Source organism: Pseudomonas syringae group sp. J254-4 (genome assembly GCF_032586855.1).
Taxonomy (GTDB): Bacteria; Pseudomonadota; Gammaproteobacteria; order Pseudomonadales; family Pseudomonadaceae; genus Aquipseudomonas; species Aquipseudomonas amygdali.
In genome coordinates, this window is record NZ_JAWHOO010000013.1 from 1 (window position 1) to 18,209 (window position 18,209).

Here is an 18,209-nt window from a genome sequence, read left to right on the forward strand (position 1 = left end):
CATTCGAACCACCTGATCCCATCCCGACCTCAGTAGTGAAACTATGTATCGCAGCTGGTAGTGGGGGGTTTCCCCATGTGAGAGTAGGTCATCGTCAAGATTGAATTCCGAAACCCCTCATCGCTCTTGCGATGAGGGGTTTTGTCGTTATGGAGCCCGAAAAAAGCCCGCGCAGGCTTTCGCGCTGAGCGGGCTTCAGTGATGGTGCGTGAATCAGCCAAAAAGGCTGCGTACGTTACTCATCGCGCCGTCAGCAAACCCCTGAAGAAACGCCTCAAATGCATCCCCTTCAGGACCTCCCTGAACAGGGTCGGCAACAATCGTCCAACGGGCCACACACGCACCTTCCCCGGTAGCTTCAACAGTCATTGCCGCCCATAGGTTACTCACCGGTAAGCTGGTGTGGATCAGTGACCAGGTCATGTACAGCGCCTGATCATCCCGGGAGTTCAGTTGTTCGATGGCCACGTTACCGTCCTTGAACAATTTCCTTCGAACCGAGCCAGGCCCTTCCCCGGTGACTTCAATGCTGTCCAGCGCGGGTATGAAGGCTTGGAAACCGCCAAAATTCCCCACCACAGCCCATACGCTGGCTGCGTTACCGGGTACTTCCACGGCTGAAGCCACTCGGCACGACACCGGATTCTGGATAAGGGTGTCGGGCTTCAGATTACTGTGAAGTGTACTCATGTCTTTCTCCATTTACGTCAGTGGGGTATCAATTCAGATGAAGCCGATTTCTTTCAGGTAATCGCAGCCCTTGCGCAACAGCACAGGGGTTTTCTGCGGGTATTGCTCGCCCATACGGTGAATGCCGCTGAGGGTGTTGCGGTACTCGATCATCGAGATGTCGCCGATGTCTTCTTCAAACCCGTCGAGATAGAAACCCAGCACACCAAACAAAGCGTTCTGGCTGTCAACACGGCCGAGTTGGGCCTGCCATTGCTCGACGCTGACCAGCTCGAACTGACGGCCTGCCCCGCGGAAGGCGTCCACATAGTTATTCCAGCTCAAGGGCTCGGGGTTATGCAGGTTGAACACGGCGTGTTCCGGTTGATAACGACTGGCATGGAAGCCGATGAAGCGTGCCAGGAAGTCCACCGGCATCAGGTCGAAGTTGATGGCGAACGCCGGAACCTGACCCAGTTGCAGCGAGCCTTTGAGCATCAGCATCAGGCGGTTTTTTTGCGGCTGGCACACGCCGGTGACGCTGTTGAACGCGATGTTGCCGGGCCGATAGATGTTCACCCAGGCACCTTGCTCTCGCGCGCGCTGCAGAACACGCTCAGCTACCCATTTGGACAGGTTGTAACCGTTCTTGATGTAGATCGGCGGGGTAGCGGCAGCGGGCTGTTCAAGCACGTTACCGGCTGCATCGACTGCACTGCAGGCGGAAAGGGTCGAGACGAAGTTGAAGATCTTTTTGCTGCGCCCCTCACACAGCTTCAGGCATTCAAAGACCGGCGCAACATTGTCTTTGACGAGGGTTTCATAGTCCTGCACATGGTTCACATTGGCAGCGTTATGCACCAGCGCACCGAACTCGCTATCCAGTCGTTCATATACCGCTTCAGTGAGACCCAGCCTGGGCCTGGTCACGTCAGCGGCGTAGACCTTCACGCGACTCAGGTCCAGATGATCCAGACGGTTTTCCCGCAGTGAATGCTCGAAACGCTGTTGTGCGCTTTGCCCCGCAGTTTCACGAACCAGGCAGGCGATCTCTGTCGCCCCCCAGTTCAACAGCGCTTCAACGATATGCACACCGAGAAAACCGTTGGCACCGGTAACAATCACTTTATGAACATCACCCAGCTGGCTGATGGGCAAAGTCGTCAGCGGGGTATTCGCGTCGGCATCCAATAGAGCCTGCGCACTGATGGTGTAAGCCGAAGCACCATCGCTGTCGATCAGGCTGGCCAGTGTCAGGACGGTAGGTGCTTCGATAAAACGGTTGATCGGAATGCTGCGCCCAAACCGCTCACGAACCCCCAGCAACAGGCGTGACAGCAGAATCGAATGACCGCCCAGATTGAAAAAGCTTTCGTCCGTAGAGATATCTTCTGACGGCAGTTCCAGCAGCTCGGCCCATAACGCCAGCAGCGCTTGCTCCTGCTCGGTCTGTGGCAGACGCCCCGTACGTTGTCCGCTGAAGCTCAGCGGTATTTCCAGAAGTGCTTTGCGATCGACCTTGCCGTTGCTGGCAAACGGCAGACCGGGCAGCGTCGTGTACACAGCAGGATGCATGTAGTCAGGCAGCAGACGTTGCACATGCGCTCTCAACGCCTGTTCGTCATGCTCCCGATACGGTTGAGCGAGAAACGCCAGAATGCGTCGCTGCCCGTCGATCACCACAGCCACCTGTCGATACAGCCCGCTGTCGCGCAAACAATGCTCGATCTCTTCCGGCTCGACCCGAAAGCCGCGAATCTTTACCTGATTATCGCGGCGTCCGCTCAGTACGATGCCATCAGCCGTCCACTTGGCGATATCGCCGGTGCGATAGGCCCGCAGTTGCTGCCCGTCCAGCTTGGTCAGCCACACATAGCGCTCGGCGGTAAGCGGGGGATTGTTTACGTAGCCCAGGCAAACACCAGGACCGACGATATACAGCTCACCCGGCGTTTGCTCCGCTACGGGTTGCAATTGCTCGTCGAGAATCCAAGCCTGGCTGTTGGCAATCGGTCGTCCCAGATGCCGATTGCTGCTGGACGGCCCGAACTCAACGGCCGTGACCAATACGGTGGCTTCGGTAGGGCCATACAGGTTGTGGAAATGACACTGCCTGGTGAGTTGCGCAATCACATGCGGCTCACAGACGTCGCCCCCGGTCATGACATGCTCCAGCCCCAAAGGCTGATCCAGCGGCAGAATGCTCAACAGTGCCGGTGGCAGAAACGCGTGAGTGATGCCTTGTTGCAGCACGCTGACCAGTTGCAATGGATCGCGCCGCTGGTCTTCATCAGGCACCACCAGTTCGGCGCCACTGAGCCAGGTGGGAAAAATGTCGATGATCGACGAATCAAAGCTCAACGTAGAAAACTGCAGCACCCGGCTCTGCTCGCGCAGGCTCACATACTCGGCGTACCAGGCAGTGAAATGGCTGAGGTTGTGCTGGCTGAGCAATACGCCTTTCGGCTGCCCGGTGGTGCCTGACGTATACAGCGCCATGCAGGGCGCGTTCTGCGCGGCATGAACGCGCATATCGGCTGAAACGGCATCCCCCACAGGCACCGCAGCGATATCCAGTGCCGGAAACTCCGCAGCGGCCAGAGGGTGCGAGCCGTCGTGAAGCAACAGCATCGCTCCCGAGTTTTCCAGAATGTACTGCTGACGCTGCAAAGGCTGGCCAGGATCAAGCGGCAGATAAACCGCACCGCAGCCCAGAATCGCCAGAATGCCCGCATACAACTCGGGTGACTTGGGCAGGCAGATGCCGATCACCGGAGGCGTGTCAGCTTTCGCAGACGCCAGCAAAGGCAGCAACAGGCGCTGAATGGCGATGCTGTGCGCGTGCAGTTCTCGATAGCTGAGCGTCTGATTACGAACCGACAGTGCCGGGCGTTCGGCAAACATCAGCAGCGCCTGTTCTAGCCGCTCGGTGATCGAGGTTTCAGCCCGCTTCAGCAGGTGGGATTGTTCTGTCTGATTCAGACGATGCTCGAAGAGCAAATGATCAATCGCCTGCAAACCATCCTGCCGGTCACTCTGAGCGGGTGTTGCAGTAGGCAGACTGTTGAAATAATCATCGTCCCTGGACAGTCGGCTGACCTGCAATGCCACCATCCCCACCATGCCTGCTACAGCCGCATCACGCAGTACCCGGCCGTTGCCTGACTCCTCGGCCGGCAACCACTCATGAGCTATCAGGCGTCGCGCGTTGGCCGGCCCATGCCAGCAGAGCAGCTCCAGGCGAGGCAGACCGTGCGCGAGCGCCGCGCTGAAGCCGACCCGCAGGCCCAGATGAGTACCGTGGCCTCGTACCCCGCGAAGGTTCAGACTGCCGTCTTCGATCAGGACGCAACCATCAGGCACCGTCAACGCGTCCAGCGCCTGCTGATCAGACAAATGCCGCACCCCATGCCCGTGGTCCAGCAGCTCGGCATTCAGCTCGCTCAGGGTCAGGCTGTGACCGATGAGCACAATCTCCAGGCGCTTCATTGCAGCGTCCCCTGAACCGGCAGATAGTCCGCCAGCGCACGCTGCACACAGGGATCGTCCAGCATCGAGCTGCTCTTGAAGAAGCGCACAATATTGGCGACCAGCGGGTGGTGGCGGTTGACAGGAAAACTCACGGCTCTGGTCTCGTCCTTGAGCGCATGCTTGATGGTATCTGGCACCTGCAAGTGTTCGATAAGGGTGAAATCGAAGCCGTTCTGTATGTCATTGGTCAAATACTGTGCGATAAACACCGGCAGGATGCGCGCGATGGATTCCCGATCCTGCTCGTCTGCGGTGTGCCAGTAGATTCGTACCAGCCGCGCCCAGAATCCTGAATGACGTCCCTCGTCCAGCAGATGATCAGCCATCAGTCCCTTGACCGATTGCTTGACCGAGTCGTCCTTGGCGAACGCCGCCACGTCATTGGTAACGGTGTTTTCCGCGATAGCCACGCAGATCAGTTCAACTGCACTGCGCAGATGCTCCGGAGCCAGAGCCAGCGCGGCGGGTATGGCCCGGCTGAGTTCGATTTCGTCAGGCAGCTGGATCGGCTCGATGCCCGTCAGCGCGATGGTCTGTTGCATGAAGTCCATCGCCACCAGCGCGTGATAGTCCTCGTCGACCACCACCGTCATCGCGTCATAGCGGCAGGCAAACGGGAAGCGAATCGTGAAGTTGTCCTTGGCGATACTGCGTGCGGTCTTGTCGACGATCTCGGTTTCAAAGATCACCACATCGTTGATGAACTTATAGAGGCTCTGCACCAGTGCGTAGTCGCGCAAATGCGCGCACTCGCGGGTAAACGTGTCACTGAGCACCAGCGGCTGACGGCTGAGGGGGTAGATCAGTTTTTCATCGTTCTCGACCATTCTGCGCGGACGAGTACGAATGGTGGCGCGGCCTTCCCACGCATCGATAAACGACGTGTAGTCTTCTGCTTTCATGATGTCTTCCTTGTAAAGGCTTCAGAGTGTTGCGAGCGGGTGTTACGCACTGGCCTGCATCAATGGCGCGCGCATGCTCATGCGCAGCGTGTCCCATAGCCGGACCCTGCTTTCCACCGCTGCGATGGCCGCCTGATACACCTCTCGTTCACGCTGCGCGTCGCCGCCAATCAGACGGGCCAGCAACTGTTCCGCTGCCGGGCCGTGGTCCTCGGAGTCCACTTCGATGTGGCGCTCCAGGTAGTAACGGAAGGTGGGTGCCTGTTCGACGGTGATGCCCCAGTCGTCGAGGATGCTCTGGAACATCTGTGGGATGACGCTTTCGCGCCCGTGCAGAAACGCCGCAGCAACGCTGTGTGCGGGGGCATGAAGGGCGGTGTCGAGGGTGTGCGTCACGAATGCTGATGCGGCCTGGCCTGCGTTGACCCGTTGCAGGGCCGTTGTGTAATGCAGACCCTGCTGCTGCAGCTGTATGAAACGCTCGATCTGTAACGTGCTCGCGCCAATCTCGCGCATGGCGTCCAGGTACAGCTCGAAGTGGCTGTAATGACCTGAATCCAATCGGTCGTCGGACTCTTCCCCCAGCACGATCTCGTTGATCAGGCGGGCGGCGCAGGCATCGGTCGGGGGCAGCCACGGCAGTTGCGTGCAGGTCAGTTCCTGTTGCAGACGTTTGGTCAGAGACATGAAATCCCAGACGGCGAATACATGGGTTTCCATAAAGCGTCGCAATACGCCCAACGTCGTGATTTCGGCAAAGATCGGGTGACGGCTAAGTTCAACTTTCTTTTGGTCGAGCAGCGTTTTCTCACAATGCATGGTGATGTCCCTATGGTCATGGTAGCGGTAGGTGGCAGTACAGTTATTCGAAGTTTTAACGTGTCGTCCGTGCAGGATGAATGTGATGAAAGACCTGAATGCAAGGCGAACAAAGGCCTGAAGGCAGGGGCGATAATTAGCCGCAACTGCACGTCGGTTATAGCCATTCAAGAGCGTCCATAACTTCAACTTGCCGGTCTGTAGCCCTTATGGATTGCGGCTTTGCGTCCGGCTGCCGTCAATTACGCTGACGGCGAAGAAAACTTAAAACAAATTTAATGCAGTGCGCAATTCTTTTTTAATAATATTTAAGTTGTTGTTTTTGCGGCGTGTAAGTTGCCATATAAAACACGTGGAATATGTTTTATAGGGACGCAGGCAACCCTTCCGACTGATTGAGTCAGAATTATCAATAATGAGTGAATGCCTCACTCAGCGTTGCCGTTATGCTGAATAATCAGGTGCCTGGGTTTTTTAATGGGCAATGTTGGAAATGACTTCCAATGTCGGTTTGCCCCGTTCAACAACTCCTTGTTCATTGGGTTCAAATGAACACAGAACTGCTCCGGTGCTGCGTGGACAGTTCAGCCGTAGCCAGAGAACACCCTCAGGTTGAGTCCTCTGGGCCTCACCCGAGTTTGCCTGATTCCTGTGTCGGGCCACCCGGCAGATCAGGAAAATAGCTATAAAAACGCCATGCCAGGCGTCGGGCCTGACCGGTGTTGAAGGCAGGTTGGGAAAGCGCGGGGGAAATGCGAGCGGCTAATCTGCAGGCGTCATGCCATTGCCTGGTGGATTAGCCGTCTCAATGATTCAGGCGGGGGTTTTCTTTGCTGTACGGGCCGGTTTGGCGTTGATGGCCTTGTTGCTGCTCAGGTACTGGGTGACGGCCTGCACGCCGCGGTTGAGGTGGTGCTGCAGCGCTTCGACACATGGCTCGACCGCTTTCTGTTCGGCGAGCCGCAGCAGATGCCAATGGTCATCCTGAGAAAGCTTGCCCAGCCCCATGGCGGAAAGATTGAAACGCAAGAAGCGCTCTTCCTCGTTCAGACCTTCTTCAACCAGGCGCATCAGGCGCTTGTTGTGAGTCTTGGCATACAACGACAAGTGGAACATCCGGTTGAGCCTGCCGATCTGACCGAAGTCCGTCTCGACTTCAAGCTGCTCGATATAGCCTGCAGCCGCTGCCAGATCGTCCGCGTCCAGCAACGGAATGGACAAGCGCAACGCCTCGGACTCCAGAAGGATCCGCAAGGCATAAGCGTCCACTGCGTCTTCGGTAATCAACGGTGCGACTACTGCGCCCTTGTGCGTTTCGACCCGCAACAGCGACTGTGCCTCAAGCTGGCGCAGTGCTTCGCGCACAGGCATGCGGCTGACGCCAAACAGCGTGGCCAGCTCCTGTTGGCGCAGAGCCGTGCCACTGGGAAGACTGCCATCGATAATGGCATTTCGCAGCTTTTCTTCAATCACGGTTCTGGCAAGGTGCGCCGGAGGCTGCTCGTTGCCCAGTACGGAGCTTAGAAAGGCTTCTCTATCTGATTTGCGCATCGGTCTACTTCTTCATCAACCTTGGCTGGATAAAGTCCAATTAATCGCTGGATTGCCGACAGACTAGCCAAGACTTGCCAGTAAGTCGCGAAAATAGAAGCATCATCATGTTTTGCTGCAAGTGCCGGATTGCGGTTCAGCCCTGCGAGCCTGAATGAGTACGCGCCTATCTTAGCGCTCATTCGCTCCGTGTACCGAGTGGGCATTCGTAGGTAACAGGAGTTTCACGTTATGTTTTTATGAAATAACGCTCTGAAACGGGCGTTTCAGAGCGCAGTAGAGTGGCGTTCGCGGCATAAGGCCGCAGGCGGAATCGCTTCAGCGAGTCAGGCGGCCAGACACAAAGTGCTGAACATCATTGAAACCGGGCGTCGATGCATGCCCAGGTGTTACCAGCGAATCGATAAATGCCTCATCCTCGGCGGTAATATCAACCGTTAGTGCCTTGGTGTAACCGTCCCACTGCTGCTCGGTCCTCGGGCCAACGATTGCCGAGGTCACGGCGTGGTTGTTGAGCACCCAGGCAATGGCGAACTCGACAATACCTACACCCTTGTCCTGCACGTACTCTTGAATTCGCTGCGCAATACGCAGCGACTCCACGCGCCATTCGGTTTCCAGAAGCCGCTTGTCCTGACGCCCGGCCCGGCTTTCACTGTCGGGGGCGATGTCCGGGGCGTATTTACCGCTGAGCACCCCGCGTGCGAGCGGGCTGAAGGGCACCACACCCAAGCCGTGATACGCCGCTGCGGTGATCTGCTCGACTTCGGCCTGACGGTTGACGATGTTGTACAGCGGCTGGCTGATGACCGGCTTGTCTACGCCCAGGCGCTGCGCGACGTTGACGATTTCAGCGATTCGCCAGCCGCGAAAGTTCGACACACCCCAGTAGCGGATCTTGCCCTGACGGATCAGATCACCAATGGCCGAGACGGTCACTTCAAGTGGTGTGTCCTGATCTTCCTTGTGCAGGTAGTAGATATCCACATAGTCGGTGTCCAGACGCCGCAGGCTGTTCTCGATGGCATTGAAGAGGTGCTTGCGGTTCAGACCGGCGCGATTGGGTAGGCCGTCGGCTGGCCCGATGGCGACTTTGGTGGCCAGTACCCAGTCGCTGCGCTGGGCAGCGATGGCACGGCCCACGATTTCTTCCGAGCGCCCACCGTTGTAGACATCCGCCGTGTCGATGAAATTGATACCCTGATCCCTGGCCTTGTCGATGATGCGCAGGGACTCTTCGGCACCGGTCTGCTCGCCGAACATCATCGAGCCGAGTGTCAGGGTGGAAACCTTGAGGCCAGACTGGCCGAGGGTTCGATAATTCATGCTCACCTCTCCATGTTATTCAGACGAGTTCAGGCAGCCCCCACGCCTTGAGCGGGAAGTCGGCGAGCGAGGCAAGCAGCAGGTCTGCATGCTCGTATTGCTCGACCGGCATGTGCGAGTCCGGTACGGCAACAGCGTACATGCCCGCAGCCTTGGCGGCCGTCACGCCGAACGGCGAGTCTTCGAAGACCAGGCAATCACTCGGCGAGACGCCAAGGCGGCGGGCGGCGACCAGAAAGATGTCCGGGGCCGGTTTGGCAGCGCCGACTTCCGGGTCGTCTGCGGTCACGACGGTATCGAACAGCTCAAACCACGCGCGGTGCAGAGTTGTCTTGGCCTGGAAGTAATGCACCGACGAGCTGGTACCTACGGCGATGGGAATATTGTGCGCTGCCAGATGCCTGACCAGCGCCTCGGCTCCGGGCATTGCCGGCGCTTTGGGAAAACGCTCTTCGAGCATCGGTTCACGGGTTTCGAGAAACTCGTCGATCGACATCGGCAGTTCAAGCGTCTTGATCACGTAATCCGAGAAATCCCGGGCACCGCGGCCGATAGTGTGCTGTTTGATGGACCAGTCGAAAGTGCGCCCGTGGCGGCTGGCGATCAAGTGGGTGACTTCGGTATAAACCCCCTCGGTGTCCAGCAACAGGCCATCCATGTCGAAAATGACGGCCTTGATCGGGCCTCGTTCGGTGTGTTGCTCGCTCATGTGATCACATCCCGTTCTCAAATTCGTTTCAGCCTAACGTTTCCGTGAATACCGTGGCTACCCTGTGTTTCTGATAATCTTTCGCGGTTTTCAACTGTGCTGCCAGTCCTGGTACGACTTTCCCATCATCAGAACGGATATCTTCACGTCACTATGAATAAATCAGCAGGTATAGCGATTGGCGTCATCGTCGTAGCGGGCGCACTGGTTACGGCGGGTGCCTGGTACACGGGCAATCAACTGGAAGGCGCGCTGACCGACTCCATCAGCAAGGCCAACCAGGAACTCGCGAAGTCGTTCAAGGGCACCGACACCAGCGTCAAACTGGAAATGCTCTCGCTGGAAAAGCACTTCTTCAGCAGCACGGCGCACTATCGCGTGGACATCCAGAACCTGTCCGATAGCACCCAGGGCGGCCAGTTCCTGTTTGTCGACCAGATCGAGCACGGGCCCATTCCGTTGTCGCACCTCAAGACCCTGAACCTGCTGCCCGTCATGGCCCTGAGCAATTTCCAGATGGAGAAAAGCCCCAGCGCCGAAAAGTGGTTCGCCATGAGCAAGGACGTTCCACCGCTCAAGGGGCAGGCCAGCATCGGCTATGACCGCGCCACCAAAGGCACGCTGCAGATGGCCTCGCTGGAAATGACCGACGTAGACGGTACGTTCAGGTTTTCCGGGCTCGACCTGAATGCAGAGTCGTCCGCCGACGCCGAAAAATTCAGTCTGGCCGGTAACATGGAAAACCTGCAGCTCAACGTCGCGTCGCCTGACGGCCCGGTCAGCATCGACGTCAAAGGCATGACCTTTGACACGGGCGGCACCAAAGGCCAGTCCGGTTTCTATCTGGGCCACACCAACATGAAAATCCAGAGTGCGGGTTTTCAGGTGGTGGGCAAGCCGCCGGTGCAGATCAAGGACTTCACCAACACCAACCTGGCGCAGGAAGATGCCGGTAACCTGGCTGCCCAGATCAACTACGATGCCGGCATGATTTCCTACGCAGGCAAGGACGTTGGTTCAGCGCACATGGGCTTCAAAATAGCCAACTTCGATGTGGTGGCCACTCAGGCGCTGTATCAGTTGTATCAGGATAAAATCCTGCCTCAACAGCAGCAGGCCGCGCTGGAGAAACGTCCGTTCCGTCTTGAACTGAACGCGGCTGATCAAGAGCTGATGAACACCCAGATGAAAAAGCTGCTGATCGCCAAGCCGCATATCGAACTGGAAAAACTCTCGCTCAAGACCAGCAACGGCGAAAGCCACATGCGCATCGCGGTGGACCTGGCCGATCCAGGCCCGCTCGATCAGCCTTCCGATTCGCTGCTCTTGAAAAGCCTCGGCGAAGTCAACGCCAGGGTTGTCCTGTCCAAGCCGATGATCCGCGATCTCGCGACCCAGCAAGCCATTCGTGAAGGCCAGACCGACCTCAAGGTCATCGCCGAGCAGGCCAAGGCCGCTGGCGACATGGCCAGCGCCATGGCCGAGATGATGCAACTGGCCAAGGTCGATGGTGACAACATCGTTTCCGACCTGCGTTATGCCGACCAGATGGTCGACTTCAATGGCCAGAAAATGACCGTGCAGCAATTCATGAGCAACGTGATGGGCAAGGTCGGCGTGCTGGGCAACCAGTAAGCCGCCTGCAACACGGCCTGCTGTCAGGACGGGCAATCTACCGTCCTGACAGCAGAGGCTCTGCTACCGAGTCAACCCGCGCAGGGTATCCGCCAGTTGCCGGGTACGTTGCGAGGTGCCCGCGGTCATGTCGCTGGAGCCTTCCAGCTCCGACAGCAGGCTGGTGAGCGTGCCGACTTCCAGGGATTGCTCTTCGATATGCTGCGCAACCTTGCGAATCTCCTCGGCCAGACGCTCGATATCCGTGCCGATGTCATTCGCGTTTTGCGTGGTTTTCTGCGCCAACTGACGCACTTCATCGGCGACCACTGCAAAGCCACGGCCCATTTCGCCTGCCCGAGCTGCCTCGATGGCGGCGTTCAGCGCCAACAGATTGGTCTGCCCGGCGATCTGCTGAATCATCTGCACGACTGACTGGATGCGCAGGCTGGACTTGGCCAGCTCCCGAGAGCCAAGCACTACCTCGTCGGCCTGGCTGACCAGGCTCTTGACGGTATTACCCGCCTTGTCGATGACCGTTTCCTGCTGCGTGATGGTCTGGGACAGTTCATCCATCGAAACATGCAGCTCGCCTGAATAGTGGCGCAACTGATCGGCGATTTCTTCCTGATCCTGATGAGCCTTGACCAGTACATCGCCCAGATCGCTCAGGCCGCCGAACACCGGGCGGATCTGCTCGTCCAGACCACTCGGGTCAATGGTTTGCACAAAGTTACGCTGCTTGAACTGGTCGATCTGCTTGACCACCACATGGCTCAAACCGGCCAGCTTCTTGATCTGCCGACGCAGGAAGAACGCCTTGAATTCGCCGTAATAGGCAATGAAGTTATCGATGTAATCGTCGCGGAACGGCTGACCTTCCGGCACCTTGAAAAAGAACACTGCGGTGAGGGTCTGGTTGAGGTTCAAACCCAGAATCTCGCCGAAGGTCGAGAAGCCCACCACTGGCGTCTCGCCGAACACATCATTCATGCGGCCCAATTCACTGCCGTTGTTCAGACGGCGCAGAATGCAGTCGCTCAACAGACCGAGCAGCGGCTTGCCGGACTTGCCCTGTAGAAAGCGCGTGAAGTCCTTGCGCGTGGTGTCGATCATCGACGTCCGTTTGACCATCACCAGTTCTTCGCCGGGTGCCACGTCGCAGAACAGATGAACCCGCTCGCTTTCATAATCGATGCGCGCAATCGAGCGCACGAACAGCTCTTCGCCTACCCGGATGGCGAACGAGTACTGCGCCAGCTTGCCTTCCAGCTCATGCCGCTCGCACTTCAGCGCATCACACAGCGCTGCAACCATCGTGGCAATCTCGCCTCTGGAATTGACCACCTGGCTGATGTAGCGCTCTTCCAGCGAGGCGGTCAGGACACTCAGGCTCAGTGGCGTTGGCTCGAAGTTCTGGCTCTTGAAGACGCCAAAGCGCACATTCTTTGCGCTCTTGAGGAACACGACCTGAGCATGGTTCTCGTAGCTGCGTTTACCGTCGTGAATCAGCGTCTTTTTGAAGTCGCTTTTGCCGCCTGCAGAGCCACCCACGAACAGGCATGGGAAACGCCCTGACTCGTAGAGCGCTTCCATGAAAAACGACTCCGAGGCCGAAAGGCCGTCAAAGGTGACGTAGGCCAGCGTATCCCTGTGGTCGATAGGCGTGCTGACCTGAGTGCGCTTGATCGAGTCGGTTAGCCGCGCAATGCGCTCACGCATGGACAGTCGCTTGCCCGTGCCGCGAATGTCTTCGCTGTGCAGGGGAATATGCACCACCTCGGCACTCTGGATAACGCTTGAGTCGAACAGCGCCAGCACGATCCGGTCCCACTGATTACCCGCCGCGCAATACAGCGAATCATTGTTGGAGCACAGCTCGCCGGATGTTGTGCACAGGCTGATCTTGGCGTTGGGAAAGCGTGCCGCGACAGACTGGGCAACCTGACCGAAGTCGACGTGAGGTGAAACGAAGCCTGTCAGGTAGACCGGGTCAAAACTTAACGCCGACAGCGTGTCGTTCAATTCCCGCGCGGACGTAATGACACTGAGTACGCCTCCGGTCCGCGAAGTGCCGGCCCGAAAACGAGATAGAAAGCTCATGGTTGAATCCGTAAGAGTAAAAGGCAGGGGCCGTAAAAAAGGCCGAGGTCTTTTAATCGGCTGCTGACGGGTTCAGGTTAGCCGGTGGGCGATGAATTTTGCCTATGCGTGCCGCTCAGGACATGTTCAGCATCAACGCTCTGATCAGGGCAAGCGTCTGGCGATGCACCGAATCATAGTGATTATTGTGGCAATAGGGCCGTACTGACAGCGTGATGGAATCGGCTGTCGTAGAGGACAGATGCACATCGACCGCGGGGCTGCTCAGTACATTGGGGAGGCGGGCGATTTGATCCTTGAGGCGCGGAATGATCGCCTGCTCGTCGGCAGTGCCTGGCAATATTGCGGTCAGTTCGACGCTGCGGAAATCATTGCTGGAAAAATTGATGATCGTGTCAGAGAAGATCTTGTTGTTGCCCACCAGATTCAACACGTTTTCCGAGGTGTTGATCGACGTGACGAACAGTCCGATCTCGACCACTGTCCCGGTCACACCCGCAGCCGAAATCATATCGCCGACCTTGAAGGGCCGCAGCACGATGATGAAACCACCTGCCGCCAGATTGGCCAGCAAACCCGACCACGCCATGCCGATCGCCAGCGCCACGGCCGCCAGCAATGCCGCAAAGCTGGTGGTCTCGATGCCGCAATAGCTCAAGATGGCGATCACCAGAATGATATTCAGCGTCACCGTGATGAACGAGCCGACATAGCGCAGAACCGTCGGATCAAACCGCTGCCGCGTCAGCGAACGCTGCGCCATCCTCACCAGCACGCCGATCAGCCAGCGACCCACTATCCACAACAAGGCTGCGATCACCAGCCTCAAAACGACAGTTGTTCCGTACTGCAGAACGATATTGAACAACGAGTTGATTCCGTCAGTGCCGATATTGATGACATTCAGCGCATCCATCACCGCAACTCCCGACCGCAGGGCTCGCCCGGCAGATGGCCTGCGGGGCGGAGCCGTACATTGAAGGGCAAAGCAGGGCGGTGGCTACTGGTAGTTTTGACTGGAGGCAAAGAGCCTTCAAGTGGCGCTGGTCGCCGACTCGGTGATAGGCAGTAACCAGCGTACGTTGAGTTTATTTTTTGTTTTTTGATACGTAGTCAACGATGTCTTGTACAGTTTTCAGTTCGAGAAAGTCTTTGTCCAGAATCATGAACCCAAACTCGTCTTGTATAGCCATAACGGCTTCTGCGGAATCCAAGTCGTCCGAATTTAAGTCTTCGACTAACCTGTCTGTCGGTTTTATTCTTGATTCTGATAGGCCAAGTTTCTCGGACAAAATTGCTATCACTTTTGCTTCAGTGTCGCTCATGATCACGCGCTCCTTGCATGTAGATTTACAGCCATTTAAAAGAACGTTAGTCCACCTCAAAAACGCTGTCTACTGTCAGAAATAGCAGGTATTCGGGATTAATTCAGCATAGGCTTGAACCTCAATAGCCAAACGCCGAAAGAGGGTGACTCGTGACGTTTAAAGAACTCAAGGGGTATGTGAGCAGCGCTGACGCCGACCTGGTCCGTCTTGAGTCGGTCGACCAGAGCCATTACCAGACGCTGCTCAGGCTTGGATTTGTGGCCGCCGGTGAGCCGGGTATCCATGTGCTGGGTGTCATGGACGAGCAGCACAAGGCAAGAGTATTCGATGCATTGCGCCTGGAAGGTATCGCCTTTTCTGGCGGTCGAGAGTGGTGCCCTGCGCAGGTATTTGAATACATGAGGGACAAGGGACTGCTGAGCGGACCTTTCTTGACAGTCGTCTGGACAGCGCCGGGCCAATATCGGGTTGTCCATGGTTGAAAAGGGCATGACTATTTACGATGTTCTTACTGTTACGCCATTCCAGCTGACGATCAGCCCTTGTACTGCATAGGCATGCAACCCTTCAATCTAAAACGGGAAAAGCGGTAAGGCGGTCAGTATTAAGCCCCTCCCGAAATCGCTACACTCGCCACCTCACAAGGACGAACCAAGGACCTGCAATGCCGCTCCCTTCTACCACGCTGCGCCGCACGCTGGTGACCTGGTTGTATGCCGTCGCAGTCGCGCACGTACTGGGCAGTATCGTGTTCACCTGGGCGGGGTTTTCCGGCTTGCTCGACGGCTACCTGACTACGCTTGAGCAGGCTTTCTGGACCGACGCCGTTCCTGCCGCTGCGCGTGCGCAACAGGTCTGGTGGATGGCGCTGTTTGGCGCCACCTTGCAAACCTATTCCGTATACATGCTGGCGCTTGTGCATTTGGGCAATCGCCTGAAAAGCGCCATGCCTTGGGGCTGGCTGATCGCAGGCCTGCTGCTTTGGGCACCTCAGGACATAGCGATTTCTGTGCGCGGGGGTGTCTGGTCGCATGTGTGGCTCGATCTGGCGGCGCTGCTGGCGTTGCTGCCGCCGTTGTTCTGGCTGTATCGCCATGATCGCCGTACTTCTGCTGCCAACGCATTGAAGGAGCCCCGTGATGTCTGACTTGCCCCTTCTGTACCTGCTGGCGGGCAACGGCAGCAGTGCCGAATGGTGGGATGATGTGCTGCCGCATTTTCAGCAGCATCAGGTCGTGCCGCTGGAACTGCCAGGCTTCGGCAACAATCCTCAGCCTCCGTGCGAAGACCTCGCCGCCTACGCCGATGCGCTATTGGCAGCGACGGTCAGGGGCAGTGCCATCGTCGCCGTGGGCGTCAATGCATTGCTGGTCATGCATGCCTTGCAGCGCCAGCCCGGACACTTCTACAGAAGCGTGCTGCTGGCACCGGTGGGGGCTTTTCTGTGGCAGCGGCGTTTGCCTGCGCTGATGTCGCCGCTGCCCATTCGCAAGACCATTCACTGGCTGCTGGCCAACAAGCCCACGCTGTTTGCGCACAAGTTCTCCAGGCAAACCTGGCCCGCCGCGCACTACCAGCGCATGGGTTCCGGTTACGCCCGCTGCCGCGCCTTTGTGCCGTATTGGGACCTGGTGCGCGCCGACACTGCGCTGCCGTTGCTGGAGTGGGTGCAAGACCCGATAGAGCTGGTCTGGGGCGATCAGGACAACGTGCTGGGTATCGAGCAGGCGGCAGCGTGGTCTGCCATTCTGGCGCGTGCCGACCTGACCATCAGCCTGAAACCGGGTTGGGGTCACTACCCGTGGATTGACTCGCCGGCCGAGTTTGCGCAGTGGCTGGAGTCGGGCGAGCGTGGGTTCGTTGCGCACACCAAAGGCGGCCGTCTGCGTCTGGCGGCCATTGCCGGGCAACCGGTGCCCGCAGCACTGTCGTTGGTGCAGGGCGATGACTCGGCCTTGCCCGCGTTTCTGGCCAGCCAGCCGGAGGCTATCTGGGCGGTGCGCTCGTCCAGCTTCGGCGAGGATCAGGCCGATGCGGCCAACGCTGGCCTGAGCACCACTTTCCTTCGCGAGCCCACCCAAAACGTACCTGCACGTATCGCAGAACTGCACGGCGCTAGCGTCGAAGAAGTCGTGGTGCAGCGGTTCATCACGCCGGTGCTTTCCGGCATCGCGTTTGCGCGTCACCTGTCGGTCGAGCTGGAGTGGGTCGAAGGGCATCTGGAGTCGCTGGCCGACGGTCAGGCAAGCCCGGAGCGAGCGATCATTTCCCGCCTCGGCGCTGCCTGGAGCAGCGGCAGCTTCACACCATCCCACGGTTTGACACAAGAAATGCTCTGGGACTTCCTGCAAGGCGTGCTGCGCGTTTTCCATTACGTGCCGGGCGATGTCGAGTGGGCGTGGGATGGCCGCCAGCTGTGGCTCTTGCAGTACCGCCCGATCAGTGATTACGGCTGGCGCCGACACCTGACCGCGGCCAACATCGCCGAGATCCTGCCGCCGCAGCCCAGCAGGCTGGTCGAGTACGCACAACGCCGCGCCGCAGGCAGCATCCCGGCGATCATGGCGCGTTGGGATTCACGCGTGTTGCAGGACAACGAGCCATTTACCGCACTGTTTGGCGCAGCTTCCTACATCAACAACGACCTGTTTCTCGCACGCCTGGCTGATTGGGGCATCGCCTCCAGCAGTTACGCCGATGAGGTCGGTGGCGCGACCCCGCATCTGCCCTGGCGACCGCTGCGTCTGCTGCGCTCATTACCGGTATTCCTGCGCATGCAGCGTATCGCGCGCGGCCACCTGCTGACCCTGGAAAAGCAACTGCACCGTTTCGACCGAGAGCTGCATGCCTTGACGGCCCAAGGGGCTGACGGCCAGCAATTGGCTGATTGGTTCACGCGTTTCTACGTGTTCGTCGTGCAAGGTAACCTGTGCATCGCCACCTCGCTGGCCAGCAGCGGCGGTGATCTGCTGGGACGTCCGCCAACCGCTTACGACGACCTTGAACACTGCCCGCACCGGCTACCCTGGGAAACCGACCCCGCTACGCCACGCCCAGCACAGACCGACCTGCCGCTACAGGCCTTTCCGACCTGGCCGGGTATCATTCGCGTCGCTCACCGCGCGGGCCTGCCGGGCATGCGCGGCTACTACCTGCAAGTGCGCGAGTGGTATCGCGACAACCTGATGCGCCTGTTCTTCCGCCTGCATCACGCCATGCCCAGCGCCGACAGGGCACACTGGTTTGCGCCTCATCCAGACATTCGCAGCCGCGCAGGCAGCTTCTGGCAGGACGGTCGAGAAGGCACCGAGCAGGCCACCGGTTTCATGATCTATCCGGGGCAGGTTCAAGGCATTCTGGGCGACGACATCCTGCTGGAAGACACCCTCGACCCCGGACGCCACGCGCACTACCAGAACGCACGCGCCGTGATCGCGCGCATGGGCGGGCGTCTTTCCCACGGGTCTACGTTGCTGCGCGAACTGCGCAAGCCTTCGGCGGTGCTGCCGAATGTTGATATGGCGTGGGTGGGGAAGGAGGTGCGGTATAGGGATGGGGAGTTGCTGCTGGTCGAGGGCCAGTGATAAAGCCCGAGGGTGACTTATCCACAGCGAACCCGCGCGCTCATTGAGGGGTGCGGGTGTGCTTCGCCGAGGT

The 18,209-nt window shown here is 58.3% G+C and carries 13 protein-coding genes, 1 rRNA gene and 2 pseudogenes; 5 read left to right on the forward strand and 11 right to left on the reverse strand.

Annotation, left to right across the window (positions count from 1 at the left end; translation table 11 throughout):
* A 5S ribosomal RNA gene (gene rrf / locus RYB09_RS16240) occupies positions 1-100 on the forward strand; the annotation flags it as partial.
* A 113-nt stretch (positions 101-213) separates the two neighbouring features.
* Here the strand turns inward: rrf and RYB09_RS16245 are convergent.
* The 7 genes from RYB09_RS16245 to RYB09_RS16275 all read right to left on the reverse strand — a co-directional run bounded on the left by RYB09_RS16245 (position 214) and on the right by RYB09_RS16275 (position 9,507).
* Entirely contained in the window at positions 214-690 is a 477-nt protein-coding gene (locus RYB09_RS16245) for an SRPBCC family protein (RefSeq protein ID WP_058400000.1), read from the reverse strand.
* 33 nt (positions 691-723) lie between these two features.
* The gene (locus RYB09_RS16250; RefSeq protein WP_316889331.1) at positions 724-4,158 is read right to left on the reverse strand and encodes a non-ribosomal peptide synthetase; all 3,435 of its coding nucleotides are present in this window, start codon (positions 4,156-4,158) and stop codon (positions 724-726) included.
* A complete protein-coding gene (locus tag RYB09_RS16255; RefSeq protein ID WP_122260071.1) occupies positions 4,155-5,102 on the reverse strand; it encodes a diiron oxygenase in 948 nt (315 codons plus the stop codon). Before RYB09_RS16255 ends, RYB09_RS16250 begins: the two co-directional genes overlap by 4 nt.
* 42 nt (positions 5,103-5,144) lie before the next feature.
* On the reverse strand, positions 5,145-5,921 hold the full coding sequence (locus RYB09_RS16260) for a DUF3050 domain-containing protein (RefSeq protein WP_005734794.1): 777 nt from the start codon (positions 5,919-5,921) through the stop codon (positions 5,145-5,147).
* 813 nt (positions 5,922-6,734) lie between these two features.
* Positions 6,735-7,472 carry a GntR family transcriptional regulator gene (locus RYB09_RS16265; protein WP_005734793.1) on the reverse strand — a complete coding sequence of 246 codons (738 nt, stop codon included), beginning with the start codon at positions 7,470-7,472 and terminating at the stop codon, positions 6,735-6,737.
* Positions 7,473-7,790: 318 nt separating this feature from the next.
* Positions 7,791-8,798 (reverse strand): aldo/keto reductase, encoded by a 1,008-nt coding sequence (locus RYB09_RS16270; RefSeq protein ID WP_316889334.1) that lies wholly within the window; start codon positions 8,796-8,798, stop codon positions 7,791-7,793.
* 19 nt (positions 8,799-8,817) lie between these two features.
* A complete protein-coding gene (locus RYB09_RS16275; protein ID WP_316889335.1) occupies positions 8,818-9,507 on the reverse strand; it encodes an HAD-IA family hydrolase in 690 nt (229 codons plus the stop codon).
* 153 nt (positions 9,508-9,660) lie between these two features.
* Between RYB09_RS16275 and RYB09_RS16280 the strand changes: the two genes are divergently transcribed.
* Positions 9,661-11,142, forward strand: a complete 1,482-nt coding sequence (locus RYB09_RS16280; RefSeq protein ID WP_316889337.1) for a YdgA family protein — start codon at positions 9,661-9,663, stop codon at positions 11,140-11,142.
* 63 nt (positions 11,143-11,205) lie between these two features.
* Here the strand turns inward: RYB09_RS16280 and RYB09_RS27270 are convergent.
* From RYB09_RS27270 to RYB09_RS16295, 4 genes and pseudogenes are all read right to left on the reverse strand, one after another.
* Positions 11,206-11,562 (reverse strand): annotated as a pseudogene (locus RYB09_RS27270) (methyl-accepting chemotaxis protein); the annotation flags it as partial.
* Positions 11,563-12,117: 555 nt separating this feature from the next.
* Positions 12,118-13,224, reverse strand: a pseudogene (locus RYB09_RS27275) (FIST signal transduction protein); the annotation flags it as partial.
* A gap of 115 nt (positions 13,225-13,339) precedes the next feature.
* On the reverse strand, positions 13,340-14,140 hold the full coding sequence (locus RYB09_RS16290; protein ID WP_044322137.1) for a mechanosensitive ion channel family protein: 801 nt from the start codon (positions 14,138-14,140) through the stop codon (positions 13,340-13,342).
* 172 nt (positions 14,141-14,312) lie between these two features.
* Positions 14,313-14,549 (reverse strand): acyl carrier protein, encoded by a 237-nt coding sequence (locus tag RYB09_RS16295; protein WP_058400006.1) that lies wholly within the window; start codon positions 14,547-14,549, stop codon positions 14,313-14,315.
* Between the two features lie 152 nt (positions 14,550-14,701).
* On the opposite strand from RYB09_RS16295, the gene RYB09_RS16300 reads away from it, so the two are divergent.
* The 3 genes from RYB09_RS16300 (at position 14,702) to RYB09_RS16310 (ending at position 18,136) form a co-directional block, all read left to right on the forward strand.
* The gene (locus tag RYB09_RS16300) at positions 14,702-15,034 is read left to right on the forward strand and encodes a hypothetical protein (RefSeq protein ID WP_058400007.1); all 333 of its coding nucleotides are present in this window, start codon (positions 14,702-14,704) and stop codon (positions 15,032-15,034) included.
* A gap of 182 nt (positions 15,035-15,216) precedes the next feature.
* Positions 15,217-15,699, forward strand: coding sequence for a cell division protein (locus RYB09_RS16305; RefSeq protein WP_316889341.1), 483 nt, complete (start codon positions 15,217-15,219; stop codon positions 15,697-15,699).
* On the forward strand, positions 15,692-18,136 hold the full coding sequence (locus tag RYB09_RS16310; protein WP_316889343.1) for a PEP-utilizing enzyme: 2,445 nt from the start codon (positions 15,692-15,694) through the stop codon (positions 18,134-18,136). Before RYB09_RS16305 ends, RYB09_RS16310 begins: the two co-directional genes overlap by 8 nt.
* The last annotated feature ends 73 nt before the right edge of the window (positions 18,137-18,209 follow it).

Excerpts from the sequence above, each read along its gene's own strand:
- RYB09_RS16245 (WP_058400000.1), bottom strand. The coding sequence starts at position 690 with ATGAGTACACTTCACAGTAATCTGAAGCCCGACACCCTTATCCAGAAT.
- RYB09_RS16250 (WP_316889331.1), bottom strand. The coding sequence starts at position 4,158 with ATGAAGCGCCTGGAGATTGTGCTCATCGGTCACAGCCTGACCCTGAGC.
- RYB09_RS16255 (WP_122260071.1), bottom strand. The coding sequence starts at position 5,102 with ATGAAAGCAGAAGACTACACGTCGTTTATCGATGCGTGGGAAGGCCGC.
- RYB09_RS16260 (WP_005734794.1), bottom strand. The coding sequence starts at position 5,921 with ATGCATTGTGAGAAAACGCTGCTCGACCAAAAGAAAGTTGAACTTAGC.
- RYB09_RS16265 (WP_005734793.1), bottom strand. The coding sequence starts at position 7,472 with ATGCGCAAATCAGATAGAGAAGCCTTTCTAAGCTCCGTACTGGGCAAC.
- RYB09_RS16270 (WP_316889334.1), bottom strand. The coding sequence starts at position 8,798 with ATGAATTATCGAACCCTCGGCCAGTCTGGCCTCAAGGTTTCCACCCTG.
- RYB09_RS16275 (WP_316889335.1), bottom strand. The coding sequence starts at position 9,507 with ATGAGCGAGCAACACACCGAACGAGGCCCGATCAAGGCCGTCATTTTC.
- RYB09_RS16280 (WP_316889337.1), top strand. The coding sequence starts at position 9,661 with ATGAATAAATCAGCAGGTATAGCGATTGGCGTCATCGTCGTAGCGGGC.
- RYB09_RS16290 (WP_044322137.1), bottom strand. The coding sequence starts at position 14,140 with ATGGATGCGCTGAATGTCATCAATATCGGCACTGACGGAATCAACTCG.
- RYB09_RS16295 (WP_058400006.1), bottom strand. The coding sequence starts at position 14,549 with ATGAGCGACACTGAAGCAAAAGTGATAGCAATTTTGTCCGAGAAACTT.
- RYB09_RS16305 (WP_316889341.1), top strand. The coding sequence starts at position 15,217 with ATGCCGCTCCCTTCTACCACGCTGCGCCGCACGCTGGTGACCTGGTTG.
- RYB09_RS16310 (WP_316889343.1), top strand. The coding sequence starts at position 15,692 with ATGTCTGACTTGCCCCTTCTGTACCTGCTGGCGGGCAACGGCAGCAGT.